This window comes from Pseudomonas cannabina (assembly GCF_900100365.1).
GTDB classification, from domain to species: domain Bacteria; phylum Pseudomonadota; class Gammaproteobacteria; order Pseudomonadales; family Pseudomonadaceae; genus Aquipseudomonas; species Aquipseudomonas cannabina.
The window spans coordinates 3,076,908-3,095,989 of the sequence record NZ_FNKU01000001.1 but is presented as its reverse complement, the minus strand read 5'-3'; the positions used below and the strand labels follow the sequence as shown (position 1 = coordinate 3,095,989).

The window sequence follows — 19,082 nt, the reverse complement described above, 5'->3', positions numbered from 1 at the left end:
GAGGAACCGGGCTGGAGCGCCTGTATTTACTGGCTTCGACTTTTGAAGAAAAGGCTTTTTCAGACCTTCCCTAAGGAGACGCTGATTTATTCTAAAACCCAGCTGTTGCCCCCAGATAAATCAAGGCCTCCAGAGCGTTGCAGGGACGAAAAATCGAATAAATCAGCGCCTCCCTAAAAGGTCTCTGTAAAGCGGGTCCACTCCAAAAAAATCTGTTAGCTGCGCCTCTGTCCGTTTTGTTCTTGTTGTGTCAGAGCCGTTACGTCTTGTTTTTATGGGTTGCTGCGTCATTTCTTGTTTTTGTTATGCAAGAGATATAGCAGAAGCTGTGCCAATTTTTTAAAATCCTTCTAAAACAGATACTTATCTGTACTGCGGATGGTGGTGAACGGGCTGCGCTAGAAAAACTGTTCCCGTGTTACCCGTTCGGGTCGGTGGATGTGAGTCGGCGGTAACACATCCTGTTTCCTTTTATAAAACCAGCCAGGCTCAGACGTTTTTATGCAGGTCTTGTCGCTGGTGACTGCTTGTTGTCGTTTCCCGTTGCCCGAGTGTCGCAGCCAGAGCATGTCCGCTTGGCCAGCAGGTTGATGATCAGGTGGCGTTGCTATACGTGCCATTGCGCGCGGCAGCGATCAAAGCGTGCAGGGTGACAGGATGGCAGGCTGTGGGAGCGGACTTGTCCGCGAAGACGATCATTCAGACGATGCATTTCGTTGAGCATACCGGCCCTTTCGCGAACACGCGAAGCATCGCCCGGTTCGCTCCCACGGCCTGCGGCCAGAATCACAAGCAAATGTGTGTATGACGACGAGCACCAAGCATGGGTGCGGTCTTGAAAACAACGTTGACCATATCCGACAACAGTCGGTGCAGACTTCCGGGGAAGTGACGATGATGATGCGAAAAATACTGGGGGCGGGTGCCGCTCTGGTACTTGCTGTCAGCTCCACGCTGGCGATTGCTGAAACCAAAAGTCTGACCATTGGCTACGTAGAAGGCTGGTCCGACAGTGTCGCCACTACCTACGTGGCTTCTGAAGTGATCAAACAAAAGCTCGGCTATGACGTCAAGTTGCAGTCTGTCGCGGCCGGGATCATGTGGCAGGCGGTGGCCACCGACAAACTGGACTTGATGCTGTCTGCGTGGCTTCCAGGCACCCACGGCGAGTATTACGCCAAGTACAAGGATCAGGTCGTCAACTACGGGCCCAACTTCAAGGACGCCAAGATTGGCCTGATCGTGCCTGAATACGTGAAAGCCAAAAGTATCGAAGACCTCAAGACCGATACCTCCTTCAATAAAAAGATCACCGGTATCGATGCCGGCTCGGGTGTGATGCTCAAGACCGATCAGGCGATCAAGGACTACGGGCTGGACGGTTACAAACTGCAGGCCAGTTCCGGCGCGGGCATGATTGCCGAGCTGACGCGTGCCGAGAAAGCGCAGAAAGCCATTGTTGTCACCGGCTGGGTGCCGCACTGGATGTTCGCCAAGTGGAAGTTGCGTTTTCTGGACGATCCCAAAGGTGTCTATGGGGCTGCTGAAACGGTCGACAACGTCGGCAGCCTGAGTCTGGAGAAAAAAGCCCCGGACGTCGTGGCCTTCCTGAAGAAATTCCAGTGGGCCTCCAAGGATGAAATTGGCGAAGTGATGCTGGCCATCCAGGACGGCGCAAAGCCTGAAGCCGCCGCCAGGGATTGGGTCGCCAAACACCCGGATCGAGTCGCTGAATGGACCGCTAAATAATCTCGAAACGCTCTGCAACAAGCTTCCCGAGGCCGTCTGATGTTAACGCCAGGCGGCCTTTTGCCGTTCTGGGACAGCCGGTTTTGCATGCGACCGACTGGCGGTGCGTTGTGGCCGTGCGGGTAGTGGAATCGCAGGCTAATGTCGTTCTAGGCTCTGTACGTAAAGTGGCTACGCTCGGTGATGCTGCGTTAAAAACAGGCTCGGATGCGAGTCCAATCGGAATGCTCATTTACAACACGTAGAGTCGAACGCGACCCCGGCCGTTCCTCGCCTGTTTTTGCCTTGCCTGACCTTCGCTCGCCGACTTTTCGTACAGAACCTAATACTAAGGTCGTCTGGAGTGCGCGCCGGACCCGACTAAAGTGCGTTACGTGACATCTCATCTGTGCTGCGAGGACAAAAACAATGAACGACAGCATTTACCTCTCGATTCAAAACAGCCCCCGTTTCAAGGAGCTGGTATCCAAAAGAGAGCGTTTCGCCTGGATTCTCTCGGCGATCATGCTTGGGCTGTACGCAGCCTTTATCCTTTTGATTGCTTACGGGCCCCATATTCTGGGTGCCAAGCTGAGCCCCACATCGACCATTACCTGGGGGATGCCGATAGGCGTAGGGCTGATTCTTTCAGCGTTTGTGCTCACCGCCATCTATGTTCGCCGCGCAAACGGCGAATTCGATGACCTGAACAACGCGATCCTGAAGGAGGCTCAGCAATGATCCGGCGCCTATCGGCAGCACTTGGCCTGGCCGCATTCGCTCCGACCCTCTGGGCGGCCGACGCGTTGACTGGCGCAGTACAGAAACAACCCCTCAACGTTGCTGCGATCGTCATGTTCGTGGTGTTCGTTGCCTTCACGCTGTACATCACTTACTGGGCGTCGAAAAAGAACAAGACTGCGTCGGACTACTACTCGGCGGGCGGCAAGATCACCGGTTTTCAGAACGGTCTGGCGATTGCTGGTGACTACATGTCGGCGGCGTCGTTTCTGGGTATTTCCGCGCTGGTCTACACCTCCGGGTACGACGGCCTGATCTACTCGATCGGTTTCCTGGTGGGCTGGCCGATCATTCTGTTCCTGATCGCCGAACGCCTGCGCAACCTTGGTAAATACACCTTTGCCGACGTGGCTTCGTATCGCCTCAAGCAAAAAGAGATTCGCACCCTGTCTGCCTGCGGTTCGCTGGTGGTGGTGGCGTTTTACCTGATTGCGCAAATGGTCGGTGCCGGCAAGCTGATCCAGTTACTGTTTGGTCTGGACTACACCGTTGCGGTGGTGCTGGTCGGTATCCTGATGTGCCTCTACGTGTTGTTTGGCGGCATGCTGGCGACCACCTGGGTGCAGATCATCAAGGCGGTCATGTTGCTGTCCGGCGCGTCGTTCATGGCGCTGATGGTCATGAAACACGTCAACTTCGACTTCAACATGCTGTTCTCCGAGGCGATCAAGGTTCACCCTAAAGGTGAGGCGATCATGAGCCCGGGCGGTCTGGTGAAAGACCCGATTTCGGCGTTCTCGCTGGGCCTGGCATTGATGTTCGGTACGGCGGGTCTGCCGCACATCCTGATGCGCTTCTTCACCGTGAGCGATGCCAAGGAAGCGCGTAAATCCGTGCTGTATGCCACGGGCTTCATCGGCTACTTCTACATCCTGACCTTCATCATCGGTTTTGGCGCGATTCTGCTGGTCAGCACCAACCCGGCGTTCAAGGATGCAGCAGGTGCCTTGCTGGGCGGTAACAACATGGCAGCGGTTCACCTGGCCGATGCGGTGGGTGGCAGCTTGTTCCTGGGCTTCATTTCGGCGGTGGCCTTCGCCACCATCCTCGCGGTAGTTGCCGGTCTGACCCTGGCAGGCGCGTCGGCGGTTTCCCATGACCTGTATGCCAGCGTGATCAAAGCGGGCAAGGCCAACGAGAAAGACGAGATTCGCATCTCGAAAATGACCACCATCGCGCTGGCCGTCGTGGCGATCCTGTTGGGCATCGCCTTCGAAAGCCAGAACATCGCCTTCATGGTCGGTCTGGCGTTCTCGGTTGCGGCCAGCTGCAATTTCCCGATCCTGCTGCTTTCCATGTACTGGAAAAACCTGACCACTCGCGGTGCCATGATTGGTGGCTGGATGGGCCTGATCAGCGCCGTGGTGTTGATGGTGCTGGGTCCGACCATCTGGGTGCAGATCCTGCACAACCCTAAAGCCATCTTCCCTTACGAATACCCGGCTCTGTTCTCTATCGCCATCGCATTCGTGGGGATCTGGTTCTTCTCCATCACCGATAAGTCGAAAGCGGCGGAAGGCGAGCGCGCCTTGTTCTACCCGCAGTTCGTCCGGTCGCAAACGGGGCTGGGTGCCAGCGGTGCGGTTTCGCACTAAGCAGCACGTGTCATGAACGAAGCAGCCTTCGGGCTGCTTTTTCATGGGCGCGATTTTTTACCGGGCACTGCTTTTTCCTGACAATAAAAAACCCTGCTTGGGAAAGCGGGGTTTCTTTGACGACTGAGTTGGTGGCGGCGGGTTATATCTTGCCGAGCAACACCAGAATCAGCAGGATCACCAGGATCGTACCGATGATGCCCGACGGACCGTAGCCCCAGCTGCGCGAGTGCGGGAATACTGGAAGACCGCCGACCAGCAGCAGAATCAGAACGATGATAAGAATAGTGCCGATGCCCGTGGTGAGTTCCCTCTTTAAAGTCCAGTTAGATAACGAGTGCTTTTCAGCTTTTCACACCGCTGAGTGTGTAATTGATCAGCTTGACGTATCCGACTGTGCAGGCAGGCGAAAGGTTCGACGTATTTTTAATAAATGCTTACAAATATTAAAATTCTTTTGAATCAGGGGCTTAGTGTCTATTTGTCCTACAATAAATAGCGCAGAGAGTGGCGTTCAGGGAACTAAATGGTCTTAAAAGGCGTTGAACTAACAGTCTTTTTCAGCGTCCGCATTGCGTACAACCTGCGCATTAACATGAGCCGTTAGAGGGTGGGCAGATGGGGTATCGAGTGGCAGCGGACGCGGTGGTCGTGTTCCATCTGGTGTTTATCCTGTTCGTGCTGTTTGGCGGTCTTCTGGTGTTGAGAAAGCCCGGGTTGGTGTTGCTGCATATTCCGGCCATTGCCTGGGGCACGGCGGTCGAGTTTCTGCACCTGTACTGCCCGCTGACACCACTTGAGAATGCACTGCGCAGCCAGGCTGGCGAGCAGGGTTATGACGGCGGTTTCGTGGAGCACTATCTGATTCCGCTGATTTATCCCGCAGGGCTGACGCCGGACATACAGCTCTGGCTGGGCGCTGTTGTTGTGGTGATCAATGTGGCGGTGTATGGCGTTCTGCTGGTGCGCTATGGGGCTCGGTTCCGGCGTTCATGAGGCTGCGGGTTTGCTCCAGGCATTCAGCACCCTGATGGTGGGGTTTTCAGACTGCGACTGTGATTACACTCAGGCGATTCCTGCACATCACAAGGCACTCGGCTATGCAAAACCGCATCATGATTACTGGCGCCGGCTCAGGTCTGGGCCGTGAAATCGCCCTGCGCTGGGCGCGCGAAGGATGGCGGCTGGCCTTGTCGGACGTTAACGATGTCGGTCTGCAGGAAACCATCAGGCTGGTGCGCGAGGCGGGCGGTGACGGTTTTGTTCTGCGCTGCGACGTTCGCGATTACAGCCAGCTCACCGCGTTCGCCCAGGCTTGCGACGAGCGCTTCGGCGGCATCGACGTTATCGTCAACAATGCAGGTGTGGCGTCGGGTGGTTTCTTCAACGAGCTGTCACTGGAAGACTGGGACTGGCAGATCGCGATCAACCTGATGGGCGTGGTCAAAGGCTGCAAGGCGTTTTTGCCGATGCTGCTGGCCAGTAAAGGCAAGATCATCAACATCGCTTCGATGGCCGCGCTGATGCAGGCGCCGGCCATGAGCAATTACAACGTTGCCAAGGCCGGGGTTGTGGCGCTTTCCGAGAGCCTGCTGGTTGAGTTGAGCGATCAGGAGGTGAGCGTGCACGTGGTCTGCCCGTCGTTCTTTCAAACCAATCTGCTGGACTCCTTCCGCGGTCCGACCCCGGCGATGAAAGCGCAGATCGGCAGGCTGCTGGAGAAATCGCCGATCAGCGCTGCAGATATCGCCGACCATATCTTCAGGCAGGTGGCCGAAGGCGAGTTCATGATCCTGCCCCACGAAGAAGGCCGGATGGCTTGGGACATGAAGCGTAAACAGCCGCAGGCGATGTACGACGAGATGACCGTCATGTGCGCAAAAATGCGCGCCAAGGCGCAGAAAGGGCATGCCTGACGCGGGGCGCCAGCACCGAATGCGGAGCGTGGGCACGATTGCAATGGCCTTTTCGTGAGCAGGCTCAATCCCGCGGGGTTCTCACAAGGACCAGAGGCTTGTAAAAGTTTTGCGGTTTTACTGAGCTTGTGGGAGCGAGCTTGCTCGCGAAGGCGGATTGTCAGATCAGCGATCTCTGGAGACTGTAATGGTCTCTTCGTGAGCAAGCGAAGCGTCGCCCGGCTCACTCCCACAAGTGGGAATGCAGTTCGCGACGCTCTGTGTCGCACGATAGTGGGCTTGGTTGAGATGCCCGGCGCCATCTCGGTCATGACCGCACGGTTTTCTGATAGGGTTGCGCGCATCGTTTCGCTCTGCCCCGAGAACCTTTCATGCTCAATTACCTGTGGTTTTTCCTCGCCGCCCTGTTCGAGATAGCTGGTTGCTACGCCTTCTGGCTGTGGCTGCGTCAAGGTAAAAGTGCGCTGTGGGTCATTCCGGCGCTGATCAGCCTGACTGTGTTCGCCTTGCTGTTGACGCGTGTGGAGGCGGCGTATGCCGGGCGTGCCTACGCGGCGTATGGCGGAATCTACATCGTTGCGTCGATCGCCTGGCTGGGGCTGGTCGAGAGGGTCCGACCGCTTGGCAGCGACTGGCTGGGTCTGGCGTTCTGCGTTATTGGCGCGACCATCATTTTGCTGGGGCCGCGCTGGTCGGCGTCCTGAGAAAACGCGCAGTCGCGCAGAGTTTTCCTACAGGTCTGGCTATAAAGTCAGATCTTTCCTTCGGTCTTTTCCGATGACCTTGAAGGACGTTACTGATTTGCCATTACCACATTGAAGCCCTCGCATGTGCCGTGCACCCTGCCTCTTTTGCGCAACGAGAGAGTAGGACCATGCTGGTACTGATACGGGAAATTGGCGAGACGTTTTCGATCGGTGACAACATCACCGTGCAGATCCTGGGGATAAACGGCAATCAGGTCAGGCTCGGGATCAGTGCGCCCAAAGACATCAAGGTTCATCGTGCCGAGGTCTACAAGCGAATTGCCAACATGCTGTCACAGCAAGAGCCGATACCACCGCAATAGGCAGCATGCCGGCTTCAGTCAGGGCTTACTCAAAGAATTCTTTGGGCACATCATGCTTGAGCATCAACTGGCATTGCTGGCTTTCAAGGTCGAAAAAGATCACCGCCTGACCTTTGGTCAACGCATGCCTGACGCGCAGTACGCGAGTTTGCAGTGGCGTTTCATCGCCATTGTCAGTGCCCTCGCGGGTGACAAAATCCTCGATCAGGCGGGTGAGGGGGTCAGGTTCCAGTTGATCGTAGGGGATGAGCATGGCGGTTCTCTTATCGATGAGCGGCGATGATAGAACTGCGGTGCCAGGCACCGCAATTCAATTCACCCAAGGTCTGTGGGAACAGACCCCTGGCCTCAACTCTCCTCGCGATTCTGCCCGATCAGGCTGTCGACCGGCGGCACGCGGGTATCGGACTCCATCTGCGCGTCGTGTTCGAGCTGATGGCTGAACCGCTCCAGTGATGTCTGCGCCGGCTTGGCATCGCTGGCAAACACGGGCGGGCTGAGGATGTACGCGCCAAGCAGCTTGCTGAGCGCCGCCAGGCTGTCGATGTGGGTGCGCTCGTAACCATGCGTTGCGTCGCAGCCGAAGGCCAGCAGGGCGGTACGAATGTCATGCCCCGACGTTACCGCAGAATGCGCATCGCTGTAGTAATAGCGGAACAGGTCGCGGCGCACCGGCAGCTCGTTTTCCACGCCCAGACGCAGCAAATGACGGGACAGGTGGTAATCGTAAGGACCGCCCGAATCCTGCATGGCCACGCTGACCGCATGTTCGCTGGAGTGCTGGCCCGGTGCGACTGGCGCGATGTCGATGCCGACGAATTCGCTGACGTCCCACGGCAGCACGCCCGCAGCACCCGTGCCGGTTTCTTCGGTGATGGTGAATAGCGGATGGCAGTCGATCAATGGCTCTGCGCCGCTTTCGACAATCGACTTGAGCGCCGCCAGCAGCGCCGCAACACCGGCTTTGTCATCCAGGTGACGAGCGCTGATATGGCCGCTTTCGGTGAACTCCGGCAACGGGTCGAAGGCCACGAAGTCGCCAATGCCGATGCCCAGCGATTCGCAGTCGGCACGCGTGGTGCAATAAGCGTCCAGACGCAGCTCCACGTGGTCCCAGCTGATCGGCATTTCATCCACAGCGGTATTGAACGCGTGGCCGGACGCCATCAGCGGCAGCACGCTGCCGCGAATCACGCCGGTGTCCGTGAACACGCTGACCCGGCTACCTTCGGCAAAGCGGCTCGACCAGCAACCGACTGGCGCAAATGCCAGTCGGCCATTGTCTTTGACTTCACGAACACTGGCACCAATGGTGTCCAGGTGCGCTGATACGGCTCGGTCCGGGCTATTCTGTTTGCCCTTGAGCGTGGCGCGAATCGTGCCGCGACGGGTCAATTCGAAAGGGATGCCCAGTTCTTCCAGACGCTCGGCCACGTAGCGCACGATGGTGTCGGTGAAGCCTGTGGGGCTTGGGATCGCGAGCATTTCCAACAGAACTTTCTGCAGGTACTTCAGATCCGGATCGGGAATGGTTGCAGGGGTCATGAATGCTCCTTATGGAGCAGTTGCAAGCCACAGGCTGCAAGGGTTGAAACACCCGCTTGCAGCCTGAAACTTGCAGCTGCGATCAGATATGCACAGGCAGGCTGTGCGGAAACAGCAGATCGACGAAGCGTTCGGCAGTGGGTTGCGGTTCATGGTTGGCCAGCCCGACGCGTTCATTGGCTTCAATGAACACATACTCGGGCTGATCGGCGGCAGGCACCATCAGGTCCAGGCCGACCACTGGAATATCCAGTGCTCGGGCGGCACGTACCGCTGCATCGCAGAGCACCGGGTGCAGGATCGCGGTGACGTCTTCCAGGCAGCCACCGGTGTGCAGATTGGCCGCGCGGCGCACGGCCAGACGCTGATCCATCGGCAGGATGTCGGCATAGTCAAAACCGGCTTCACGCACTGTGCGCTCGGTTTCCTGATCCATCGGGATACGGCTTTCGCCATCGGTGGCTGCTGCACGACGACGGCTTTGCGCTTCGATCAACTGCTTGATGGTGTGACGGCCATCGCCAATGATTTCTGCCGGGCGACGTATCGCGGCGGCTACCACCTGGAAGCCGATCACGACGATGCGCAGGTCCAGACCCTCGTGGAAGCTTTCCAGAATCACCCGGCTGTCGAACTGGCGTGCCTGCTCGATGGCGTTCTGCACATCTTCGAGGGTACGCAGATCCACTGCAACGCCTTGGCCTTGCTCGCCATCCAGCGGCTTGACCACGACGCGTTGGTGTTCTTCGAGAAACGCACGATTGTCCGCCTCGTCACCTGCTCGTTGTTGCGCCGGCAGACGCAGCTCGGCCGCTTTCAACGCGCGATGAGTCAGGCTCTTGTCCTGGCACAGGGTCATGCTGACCGCGCTGGTCAGGTCGCTCAGCGATTCCCGGCAGCGAATGCGGCGGCCACCATAGCTGAGCGTGAACAGCCCGGCATCCGCATCGTCCACCTGCACGTCGATACCGCGACGATGCGCCTCTTCGACGATGATGCGCGCATACGGATTGAAATCCGCCTGCGGGCCCGGGCCGAGAAACAGTGATTCGTTGATGCCGTTCTTGCGCTTGATGGCGAAGGTCGGCAGGTTACGAAAATTCAGTTTGGCGTACAGCGCTTTGGCCTGCTCGTTGTCATGCAGCACCGACAGATCGAGGTAACTCAGACCGCGACTCATGAAATGCTCGATCAGATGGCGCACCAGCACTTCACCGACGCCAGGCCGGGTGCATTGCGGATCCACCGCGAGGCACCACAGGCTGCTGCCTTTTTCCGGGTCGTTGAAGGCTTTTTGATGATTCAGGCCCATGACGCTGCCGATGATCGTGTTGCTGCCCTCGTCCTCGGCCACCCAATACACCGGGCCGCCCTGATGACGCGGGGTGAGCAGGGCAGGGGCGATGGGCAGCATGCCGCGCGCCAGGTACAGGTTGTTGATCGCCTGCCAGTCGGCTTCGTTATGTGCCCGGCGAATGCGATAACCGCGGAACACACGCTGTGCAGGGCGATAGTCGCTGAACCATAAACGCAACGTGTCCGACGGGTCGAGAAACAACTGTTGCGGCGCCTGCGCCAGCACCTGCTGTGGCGCGGCCACGTACAGGGCAATGTCGCGCTCGCCGGGTTTTTCATTCAACAGCTCTTGGGCCAGCGCTGCCGGATCAGGATAGGTGTGACCGATCAGCAGGCGCCCCCAACCACAATGCAGCGCCAGAGGCTCTGCATCGATCTGGCTGCCATCTTCGGCGAGGCGCGCTTGCAGACGTTCATACGAGGGCGACTGTCCGCGCAACAGGCGTTGGCTATAAGTCGTCGCGTTCTGTTTCATCAATCACAGTCCTTGTTCGCTGAGCCACAGGTTCAGCGCTGCCAACTGCCACAACTTGGAGCCACGCAGTGGCGTAAGCTGGCCCTCGGGGTTGGTCAGCAGTTTGTCGACCATGGTCGGGTTGAACAGACCACGGTCCTGGCTCGGATCGGTCAGCAGGTCGCGTACCCAGTTAAGGGTGTCGCCTTGCAAGTGCTTGAGGCCGGGCACCGGGAAGTAACCTTTTTTGCGGTCGATCACTTCTGACGGGATGACCAGACGCGCCGCTTCTTTCAATACCTGCTTGCCACCATCGGGCAGTTTGAACTTGCCGGGAATCCGCGCAGACAGCTCGACCAGACGATAGTCGAGAAACGGCGTGCGCGCTTCCAGGCCCCAGGCCATGGTCATGTTGTCGACCCGTTTGACCGGGTCATCGACCAGCATCACCGTGCTGTCCAGACGCAAGGCTTTGTCGACCGCTGCGCTGGCACCCGGCTGGGCGAAATGATCGCGAACGAAGTCACCGGCGGCGTCGTTGGCAGTGCGCCATTTAGGCTGAACGGTATCGGCGTATTCGGCGTAGCTGCGGTCCACAAAGGCGTCACGGTAGGCCGCGACCGGGTCGCTTGCGCCATCGACTTGCGGGTACCAGTGATAACCGGCAAACAGCTCGTCAGCGCCCTGGCCGCTCTGCACGACCTTGCAATGCTTGGCCACTTCGCGCGACAGCAGATAAAAGGCGATGCAGTCGTGGCTGACCATCGGTTCGCTCATGGCGCGGAACGCCGCAGGCAACTGCTCGATGATCTCGCTTTCCTGAATGCGCAACTGATGGTGACGCGTGCCGTAATGCTTGGCGATCAGGTCCGAGTACTGAAATTCATCGCCACGTTCACCGCCAGCATCCTGGAAGCCGATGGAGAAGGTCGACAAGTCTTCGACACCTACTTCACGCAGCAGACCGACCAGCATGCTCGAATCGACACCACCTGAAAGCAGCACGCCGACATCCACCGCCGCACGCTGACGAATGGCAACCGCTTCGCGGGTGCTGTCCAGCACACGGTCGCGCCAGTCTTCCAGCGTAAGATTTTTCTCGTCCTCGTGGGGACCGTAAGGCAGGGTCCACCAGACTTTCTGCTCGACCTTGCCGCTGGCGTCAATGCGCATCCAGCTGGCAGGCGGCAACTTCTCGACGCCGGCCAGCAGCGTACGCGGTGCAGGCACCACAGCATGGAAGTTGAGGTAATGATTGAGCGCCACCGGATCAAGCATCCCGCTGATATCACCGCCCTTGAGCAGGGCAGGCAGCGAAGACGCGAAGCGCAGGCGCTTGTCGGTTTTCGACAGGTACAACGGCTTTACGCCGAGACGGTCACGGGCAATGAACAACTGCTTGCTGTCGCGCTCCCAGATGGCAAAGGCAAACATGCCATTGAGCTTGGGCAGCATCTCTGCGCCCCACGCGTGGTAGCCCTTGAGTAACACCTCGGTGTCGCCACCGGAATGGAACTGATAGCCAAGGCTTTCCAACTCGGCACGCAATTCGGGGAAGTTGTAGATCGCACCGTTGAAGGCCATCGACAGGCCAAGATGACTGTCGATCATCGGCTGCGCCGAGCCATCCGACAGGTCCATGATTTTCAGACGGCGATGCCCAAGGGCAATCGGTCCCTGGCTATGAAAACCCCACGCATCCGGGCCGCGAGGCGCCAGCTCATGGGTAATGCGTTCAACAGCGGCAAGGTCCGCTGGTTGATGGTCGAAACGAAGTTCACCTGCTAATCCGCACATAAGTCCTTACCGGGTTTCCGTTGGGGAGGTGACTGAGAAAGTGCAGTCACCCAGAAACTGACCCAGTGAGGGCGGCGTAGTTTTAGATCAAAAAGTTATAAGCGTTCGTCGGTGGATGGTTCGAGCGTGTGTAAAAAATAAAAGTATTGGTCAATTCCTGTCTCGAAATCTTGTGCCCGCCAGTGCCAATTTTTGTGACAGGCATGGAACCAGTCGGGTGCCCGCGACCACGTAAACGATGCGAATCATTTCACCCTGAGAGGACTTATTTAAATGGGAAACGTATGCGTTGGTGGGGCCAGCATGGCTCGGCAGGTCAATTCTCCAGAACGGGTTGGCCAGGGTTCAGAGGTCGATGACGAAGTCACGCCTGCTCAGTTGCTCAGTGCAAAAGATGCTCTGGATAATGCGGCTGGCCTCACTCGGCCTCAGTTGCATTTTATTAACAATGAGGCTCCACAGACACTTAGGGAGGCGCTGCAAAAATAGCCAACTGTCCCCACCCTTGGCACACTAAGTTCCTTCAACAGCCTCCCTCTCCGTGAGCGTTACGCGCGTGCAGAAGACCTTCTCCGAACTCGAATATACCGGCAAGAAAAAGCAGACTCGCCGAGATCGCTTCCTGGCTGACCTTGAACAGTTGGTGCCCTGGGCCCTGCTGGAGGCGCAAGTGGCGCCGTTTTATAGCAACACCGCAGGCAAGCGCGGACGCCCTGCGATAGGGGTGTCGCGCATGTTGCGCATGTACGTCGTGCAGCAGTGTTTCGGTTTCTCCGATGAAGGTTGCGAAGATGCCGTCTACGACAGCCAGGCCATCCGCGGTTTTATGGGTATCGACCTGGGTCGCGAGTCTGCACCGGATGCCACCACCTTGCTGCGTTTTCGCCGCTTGCTGGAAGTCCATCAGCTAACCCGGCTGCTGTTTGAAACGATTAACCAGCATCTGGCCAGCCGGGGGCTGCTGCTCAAGGAAGGCACTATCGTCGACGCTACTCTGATCGCCGCGCCGCCCTCGGTCAAGAACCGAGAAGGCAAGCGTGATCCTGAGATGCATCAGGCCAGGAAAGGCAATCAATGGCACTTTGGGATGAAGGCCCACATTGGTGTAGACGCCACGTCGGGGCTGGTGCACAGCGTAGTAGGGACGGCCGCTAACGTGGCGGATGTCACCCAGGTTGGCCAGTTGCTTCACGGTGACGAAACCTATGTTTCGGGTGACGCTGGATACACCGGTGCGGCCAAGCGACCGGAGCATGCTGAACGGGACGTTATCTGGTCGATTGCAGAACGGCCAAGCAGTTACAAGCAGCACGGCGAAGGCAGCGTGCTGTATCGGGTCAAGCGCAAAATTGAATATGCCAAGGCGCAACTGCGTGCCAAGGTCGAGCACCCCTTCCAGGTAATCAAGGTGCGCTTCAATCATCGCAAGGTTCGCTACCGTGGGCTGGAAAAGAATACAGCGCAGTTGTTCAGTTTGTTTGGGTTGGCCAATCTGATGCTGGCCAAGCGGTATTTACAACAGACGGCAGGATAAATCCGTCTGAAAGGCGGGACTGGCCCGCCTTTCAGCAAAATGAGGGCAGAAATCTGCTCGAGAAACGTAAAATAAGGCCGGCAGGTTGAAAAAAACCGGCTTGGAAATGGGGACGGTGCGAACGGGTTAATTGTTCAGCGTCTCCTTAGAGAGCATTACCATCGGCTTCACCGGGTCACCGACGCACTGCTGCAAACAGCTGCTGCGCATCATCGATACCTGACCAACGATACCGGTTTTAACACCGGTGATACTTCTGAAAATATTGTCCAGCAGATTAGCACCAAGCTGACTGAGTGGAGCGATATGCGTGAAGCACTTGATGAAGCAATGCGCGCTCAATCCGATATTCCGCAAGAGTTCAGGCCCGCTGTCGATGCTCGCGGAAACGTTTTGGGAATGGCAAGATTCGCTCCTCATAACGGCTAGCCCGCGTCCCGGTCCTGTGAGACGCCGCAGTCTCAATAAAGACTATTAATACCCCGTCATCTCCAGATACCCGACCCCCTGCTGACTGCCGCTGAACTTCACCGGGCCTTCCCAGTAGGGGATGCTTGTGCCCATCCAGGCCTTGGGGTTCAGCGCTTCGGTGGTGATGTTCAGGTTCCTGCCGGGAATTCTGATCGCCCAGCGGGTGGGTACCTTGTGGTCGCCGATCGAGGTTTCGTTCAACGGTTCAAGGCTGATCTCGCTGGCGTGCAGTAATGTGGTCGTGCCGTCGGCGCTGATCCAGTTGCCGGTCAGGTAGGGTGTACCGTTCTTGTAGCGGATGCGGTAGAGCATCAGGCGGTCGCCGTCGGCCAGTTGCAGGGAGAACCAGTCCCAGCCGCTCTGATTGGCAGTCAATGGCTGACTGCTCCATTCCCGGTCCAGCCAGGCGTTGCCGGTGACCTGATGGGTTTTGCCCTCGATTTCTACACTGCCTTTGGCCTTGAAGAACGGCTGGCTGTAATAGTAGGAGGCCTGACTGGCCTCGGATTTCTGGCTGTAGCCTTGTTCACCTTGCAGCACCAGCGGTTTGCTGGAAGTGAGGTGCAGGTCGTAGCGAAAACCCTTGCCGCTGGCTTTCAACTGCATCGTGACCAGCGGGTCACCGGGTTTGGCATCGCTGGTGAACCCCCAGTCGTCGATCCAGGCCGAGAAGGGCGCCAGCGTCACGTTGGCCTGCCCGATTCCGCCACGTGCGTAGCGCTCCGCCACGTAATGGCCGCTGCCTGAAGTCGCAGCCGCGTGGCCCAGCCAGATCGTGCCGTCATTCCAGCCGCTGCCGGGCTGCTTGCCTGGGCGCAGAGCGCTGCGGAACAGGGTCCATTGCACACCGAAGGGTTGCCCGGTGTCATCTTTCAAGGTGGCGGTGATGTACCACCATTCGATGCGAAAGCCCGGGTGCTGGCCGTGATCCTCGGGAAATGAAAAAACCTTGCCCGGCGTCACCTGCGTGTAGGCGTCGGCGGCATTGCCCAGCCCGGCGAAACCGCTTTCGGGTTGCGGTTTGTCATCGCAGGCAACGAGCAGCAAGGCGAACGCCAGCGGCATCAGCCAGTTAATGTTCATTGGCGAATGTCCTCAGTAAATCAGCCGGGCGACTGCGGTACAACTTCAACAGTGGCCAGGCTGAGGCCAGCAAGGTCGCCAGCATCGCCAGCGCCATCAGTTGCAGCAATTGCATCGGAAACACCTGCAATGGCAACCGCCAGCCGAAGGCCCGAACGTTGATCACCGCATCGAGACACCATGCCAGCGTCAGGCCCAGCGGCAGCGCGAGGACCAGCGTCAGCACCGCCAGCAGCCAGGTCTGTCCCAGATTCAACAGCATCAGTTGCCGTCGCGTCACACCGAGCGTCCACAACGGAGCCAGTTGCCCGAGCCGGCTCTGGCTCTGGGTCAGCAAGCTGATGAACAGTGCGACACCGGCCACACCCAGGGTCAGGCTGTTGAGTGCAGCAGTGGCAGCAAACGTGCGCTCAAAGACTTGGCTTGACCAGCGCTTGAGCTGGCTCTGATCGATGATGTGGTTGTCGTCCAGCTTGAAGCGGTCTTGCAGTCTGGCGGCCAAGGGTGTGGTTGCCGAATGATCCATCCTCAGGTTGAAACGAACCGGCGTCAGTTGCGGCCAGTGGGCAAGCAGATGGTTCGAATTAACCAGAAGATGGCCCTTGGGATTGCCGTAATCGGCATAGATCCCGATGATACGCACCGCCCACGTGCCGTTGGGCACCGGAATGTTCAGCGTATCGTCCAGCCCCAGACCAAGGCGGCGCGCCAACTGTTCGCTGAGCATCACCGTGTCTTCATCGCGCAACAGATTCCACGGATCGCCGGAGACCGATTCGAGCAATTCCCAGTGCTGGCGATAGGTGCTGTGGTCGATAACGCCAAACAGATCGGCAGGCCAGCCCTGAATTTGCACCGGCACCTGCCAGTTGGGCAGCACTGCGCTGACCTCCGGTTGCTGGCTCAGCCAGGTTTGCAAGGGCTCGGCCTGCGCCGGGTCTTGCGGGCTGACATACAGTTCGGCGGTGAGGCGTTGCTCCTGCCAACTGTTGAAGGTTTCACGAAACCCCGAGGTCATGCTGCCTGCGCCAATATTGGCAGCCATCGCCAGCAGCAATGCCATCAGCGCCAGGCTCAAGGCTGGCAACTGTTGACGGCAATCGGCGAAAAACCACTGGCCTAGCACCGAACGACTGCGCTTGAGCAGGCCACCAAGCATGGCATCCAGCAATACCGGAAGGCCCAGCGCCGCACTGAGCAACAGAGCAGACATCATCACAAAACCCAGCATCAGCGTATCGCCGAACAGCAAGGCCGCTGCAGCAACCAGCGCCCCGGTCGCGGCCACCCAAGCCTGCCGTCGCAGCCAGCGCGCATGAGCCTGTTGCCACGCTTGCGCATCGGCCAACGCCAGCAAGGGCAAGCGTGCCGCACGCAACAGGCTGTTCGCACCCGCCAGCAGTGCGCCAAACAGACTCAGGCCAATCCCGCTCAACCACCACCACAGACTCAGATTCAACTGGCCGGCGACCTCAGCCCCATAAAGCCCTCGCAGGCTGGCCGCGACATCCGGTAGCAGCAGGCTGGCCAGCAGATAGCCGCTGATCACGCCGAAAATACCACCGATCAGGGCCAGCACGCCGAGCTCGACGCCAAGCGTCGTCATCAGCAAACGGGCGCTCACCCCGCAGGCGCGCAGGTTGCGCAGCAAGCCGCGGCGCTGCTCCAGTGCCAGGCCAATGGCCGCGTGGACGATGAACAGCCCAACGATAAATGACAGCACCCCGAGTGCATTCAGATTCAGGTGAAAGCTTTCGGTCAGGCGTTCCAGGTTGTTCTCTTCGCCACTTTTCTTGATAACCAGCAGGTTATTCAGCGCGGGTGGCAATGCCGGGCTCTGCTGGGCGAAATCCTTGGCCACCAGCATTCGGGACAACTGACCCGGCTGGTCGAGCAGCGCTTGCGCGAAGCCAATGTCGGTCAGTAGCACGCCGGGCGCCATGTCGGCTTTGACGTGCAAGGGGGGCAGTGGAACACCGGTTTCGGTCAGCGGTTGCTGGCCCTCCTTAAACCCCAGTGTTTGCAGGGTCTGCGGCGCAATCCAGGTCATGCCCGGCGGTGTGAGGAAGTCAACAACCTGATCGGAGTCCAGGGTTTGTCCGGCCAGGGCCGAGCCAGGGGGAAGCGTCACCGGTTCGATACCCATCAACTGCAAGCGGCGATCTTCGAGCCCTTTAAGCACGACGCGACCTTGCAGCATGGGCGACACAGGCCAGCCTTCGCAGCGCAACTGGATGAACAGGTCCTGAGCGAACAGCCCGCCGCTGGTGGCCGAAATGCTGGTTTGCGGTTCGCCGCCAATCAACTGGCTGGCTCGCTGATAGCTTTCTCGCGCCTGACTGTTGAGCGCCTGCACGCCGGTCAGCAGTGCGGTGGCCAGCCACAGGCCGGTCAATATGCTGAAAAACTGCACCGGATGGCGTCTCCAGTGGCTCAGCAGGGCGCGCAACGTCCAGTAAAAAACGCGCATCTCAGTGCTCGCCTTCGCTGGCCAGTCGCCCATGTTGCAGTGTCACCTGGCGCGACAAGCGTTCGGCAACCCTTGGGCTGTGGGTGACCATCAGCAGGCTGGTGGTGCTGTCGCCGAGCAGATCCAGCAACAGCTGCAACACTTCGTCACTGGTGGCTTCGTCAAGATTGCCGGTAGGCTCGTCGGTCAGCAACAGACCGGGACGTGAGGCCAGGGCGCGACCTATCGCGACACGCTGCTGCTGACCGCCGGACAATTGCTCTGGATAGCGATCCAGCAAAGCCCCCAGGCCCAGCCGCTCGATCAAGTGTGCCTGCCAGGCAGCGTCGAATCGCCCGGCCAGTCGTGCCTGAAACGCCAGGTTGTCGGCGATTTTAAGGCTGCCGATCAGGTTGAATTGCTGAAACACCAGGCCGATTTCGGTGCGCCGCCAGTTAGCCAGCTGGCTTTCATTCATGAGGTCCAGACGCTGGCCTGCGACCTCGATACTGCCTTCATCAACCTGATCAAGGCCCGCGATCAGGTGCAACAACGTACTCTTGCCGCTGCCGGATTCCCCCATCAGCGCAAGGCTCTCACCCTGCGCCAATTGCAGATCGACACCGCGCAGAACAGCCAGCGGACCCTGGACCGTGGTGTAGCGCTTGAATACGTTTCGCACTTGCAGCATGAGCGGCTCTACATTCCTGACTGAGTTCAAAGAGTAGCGCCTGAACGCGTGCGCGTCGCGGGTAGATGCCCTTAACGACGCTCTGCATCCTCCTTGGCTATCGTGCGACGCTCCGCGTCGTCATGCCATCTCGTGACGCTCTGCGTCACATCTGTGCTGCCGCACAACGTCATGCCCTGCCCGCTGGCACTGCACATAAACGAAAACGCTTTTTTATCGCGATGGCACTGACAACGCCGATTGCGACGTAAGTGACGGCTGAGTCCTGGCGCTGATCCGGGGGATGCGAGGCAGGACGCCGAGCAAGCCGCACCGGGCCACGGATGGCCCGTTGCGGCGGCCCCCGGATCAGTGACAGGGCGAAGGGACCCGACGAAGTCGGGCCGGAAATGGAGCTGGGACTTTGCCTACTTTGGTCCCTCAAAGTAGGGCGCCGTAAGGGCGCAAAAGTGACCTGAGTCAGAAACAAACATCACTGACATCGCATAACCGTGTGACGCGGAGCGTCACATCTGCGTTGCCGCACAACGTCATGACCTGCCCGCTGGCACTGCACATAAACGAAAACGCTTTTTTATCGCGATGGCACTGAC

The 19,082-nt window shown here is 58.6% G+C and carries 18 protein-coding genes; 10 read left to right on the top strand and 8 right to left on the bottom strand.

The window, feature by feature from the left end; all coding sequences use genetic code 11:
• Positions 1-894 precede the first annotated feature (894 nt).
• The 3 genes from BLT55_RS14560 to BLT55_RS14550 all read left to right on the top strand — a co-directional run bounded on the left by BLT55_RS14560 (position 895) and on the right by BLT55_RS14550 (position 4,124).
• Entirely contained in the window at positions 895-1,749 is an 855-nt protein-coding gene (locus BLT55_RS14560) for a glycine betaine ABC transporter substrate-binding protein (protein ID WP_055001308.1), read from the top strand.
• 408 nt (positions 1,750-2,157) lie between these two features.
• Positions 2,158-2,469 (top strand): DUF485 domain-containing protein, encoded by a 312-nt coding sequence (locus BLT55_RS14555; RefSeq protein ID WP_002552552.1) that lies wholly within the window; start codon positions 2,158-2,160, stop codon positions 2,467-2,469.
• Complete coding sequence (locus BLT55_RS14550) at positions 2,466-4,124, top strand: cation acetate symporter (protein ID WP_054080101.1); 1,659 nt, start codon at positions 2,466-2,468, stop codon at positions 4,122-4,124. Before BLT55_RS14555 ends, BLT55_RS14550 begins: the two co-directional genes overlap by 4 nt.
• Positions 4,125-4,266: 142 nt before the next feature.
• Here the strand turns inward: BLT55_RS14550 and BLT55_RS14545 are convergent, their stop codons facing one another.
• Positions 4,267-4,419: a DUF3309 family protein gene (locus BLT55_RS14545; protein ID WP_032606058.1), complete on the bottom strand. Its 153-nt coding sequence runs from the start codon at positions 4,417-4,419 to the stop codon at positions 4,267-4,269.
• Between the two features lie 323 nt (positions 4,420-4,742).
• Here BLT55_RS14545 and BLT55_RS14540 point away from each other — a divergent pair, with 323 nt between their 5' ends.
• The 4 genes from BLT55_RS14540 (at position 4,743) to csrA (ending at position 7,109) form a co-directional block, all read left to right on the top strand.
• Positions 4,743-5,120: a DUF2784 domain-containing protein gene (locus tag BLT55_RS14540; RefSeq protein ID WP_055001302.1), complete on the top strand. Its 378-nt coding sequence runs from the start codon at positions 4,743-4,745 to the stop codon at positions 5,118-5,120.
• A gap of 104 nt (positions 5,121-5,224) precedes the next feature.
• Positions 5,225-6,040 (top strand): SDR family oxidoreductase, encoded by an 816-nt coding sequence (locus tag BLT55_RS14535; protein WP_055001303.1) that lies wholly within the window; start codon positions 5,225-5,227, stop codon positions 6,038-6,040.
• Between the two features lie 371 nt (positions 6,041-6,411).
• Positions 6,412-6,744 (top strand): YnfA family protein, encoded by a 333-nt coding sequence (locus tag BLT55_RS14530; RefSeq protein ID WP_055001304.1) that lies wholly within the window; start codon positions 6,412-6,414, stop codon positions 6,742-6,744.
• Positions 6,745-6,914: 170 nt separating this feature from the next.
• Positions 6,915-7,109 carry a carbon storage regulator CsrA gene (csrA, locus tag BLT55_RS14525; RefSeq protein ID WP_007248594.1) on the top strand — a complete coding sequence of 65 codons (195 nt, stop codon included), beginning with the start codon at positions 6,915-6,917 and terminating at the stop codon, positions 7,107-7,109.
• Between the two features lie 25 nt (positions 7,110-7,134).
• On the opposite strand, the gene BLT55_RS14520 is transcribed toward csrA, so the two are convergent.
• From BLT55_RS14520 to BLT55_RS14505, 4 genes are all read right to left on the bottom strand, one after another.
• Complete coding sequence (locus tag BLT55_RS14520) at positions 7,135-7,362, bottom strand: YheU family protein (protein ID WP_003363315.1); 228 nt, start codon at positions 7,360-7,362, stop codon at positions 7,135-7,137.
• 95 nt (positions 7,363-7,457) lie between these two features.
• Positions 7,458-8,654 (bottom strand): osmoprotectant NAGGN system M42 family peptidase, encoded by a 1,197-nt coding sequence (locus tag BLT55_RS14515; protein WP_055001305.1) that lies wholly within the window; start codon positions 8,652-8,654, stop codon positions 7,458-7,460.
• 82 nt (positions 8,655-8,736) lie between these two features.
• Positions 8,737-10,485, bottom strand: a complete 1,749-nt coding sequence (gene ngg, locus BLT55_RS14510) for an N-acetylglutaminylglutamine synthetase (protein WP_055001306.1) — start codon at positions 10,483-10,485, stop codon at positions 8,737-8,739.
• A 3-nt stretch (positions 10,486-10,488) separates the two neighbouring features.
• Positions 10,489-12,261 carry an N-acetylglutaminylglutamine amidotransferase gene (locus BLT55_RS14505; RefSeq protein ID WP_055001307.1) on the bottom strand — a complete coding sequence of 591 codons (1,773 nt, stop codon included), beginning with the start codon at positions 12,259-12,261 and terminating at the stop codon, positions 10,489-10,491.
• 273 nt (positions 12,262-12,534) lie between these two features.
• On the opposite strand from BLT55_RS14505, the gene BLT55_RS14500 reads away from it, so the two are divergent.
• From BLT55_RS14500 to BLT55_RS14490, 3 genes are all read left to right on the top strand, one after another.
• Positions 12,535-12,750 carry a hypothetical protein gene (locus BLT55_RS14500; RefSeq protein WP_317846206.1) on the top strand — a complete coding sequence of 72 codons (216 nt, stop codon included), beginning with the start codon at positions 12,535-12,537 and terminating at the stop codon, positions 12,748-12,750.
• Positions 12,751-12,817: 67 nt separating this feature from the next.
• A complete protein-coding gene (locus BLT55_RS14495; protein ID WP_007247761.1) occupies positions 12,818-13,795 on the top strand; it encodes an IS5 family transposase in 978 nt (325 codons plus the stop codon).
• Positions 13,796-13,924: 129 nt separating this feature from the next.
• Entirely contained in the window at positions 13,925-14,224 is a 300-nt protein-coding gene (locus BLT55_RS14490) for a hypothetical protein (protein WP_223862806.1), read from the top strand.
• Positions 14,225-14,269: 45 nt separating this feature from the next.
• Here the strand turns inward: BLT55_RS14490 and BLT55_RS14485 are convergent, their stop codons facing one another.
• Genes BLT55_RS14485 through BLT55_RS14475 form a run of 3 tightly spaced genes read right to left on the bottom strand, consistent with a single transcriptional unit; the run spans position 14,270 to position 18,489 of the window.
• Positions 14,270-15,349 (bottom strand): lipocalin-like domain-containing protein, encoded by a 1,080-nt coding sequence (locus tag BLT55_RS14485; RefSeq protein ID WP_055000759.1) that lies wholly within the window; start codon positions 15,347-15,349, stop codon positions 14,270-14,272.
• On the bottom strand, positions 15,339-17,819 hold the full coding sequence (locus tag BLT55_RS14480; protein ID WP_055000760.1) for an ABC transporter permease: 2,481 nt from the start codon (positions 17,817-17,819) through the stop codon (positions 15,339-15,341). Before BLT55_RS14480 ends, BLT55_RS14485 begins: the two co-directional genes overlap by 11 nt.
• Position 17,820: 1 nt before the next feature.
• On the bottom strand, positions 17,821-18,489 hold the full coding sequence (locus BLT55_RS14475) for an ABC transporter ATP-binding protein (protein WP_074800569.1): 669 nt from the start codon (positions 18,487-18,489) through the stop codon (positions 17,821-17,823).
• Between the last annotated feature and the right edge of the window lie 593 nt (positions 18,490-19,082).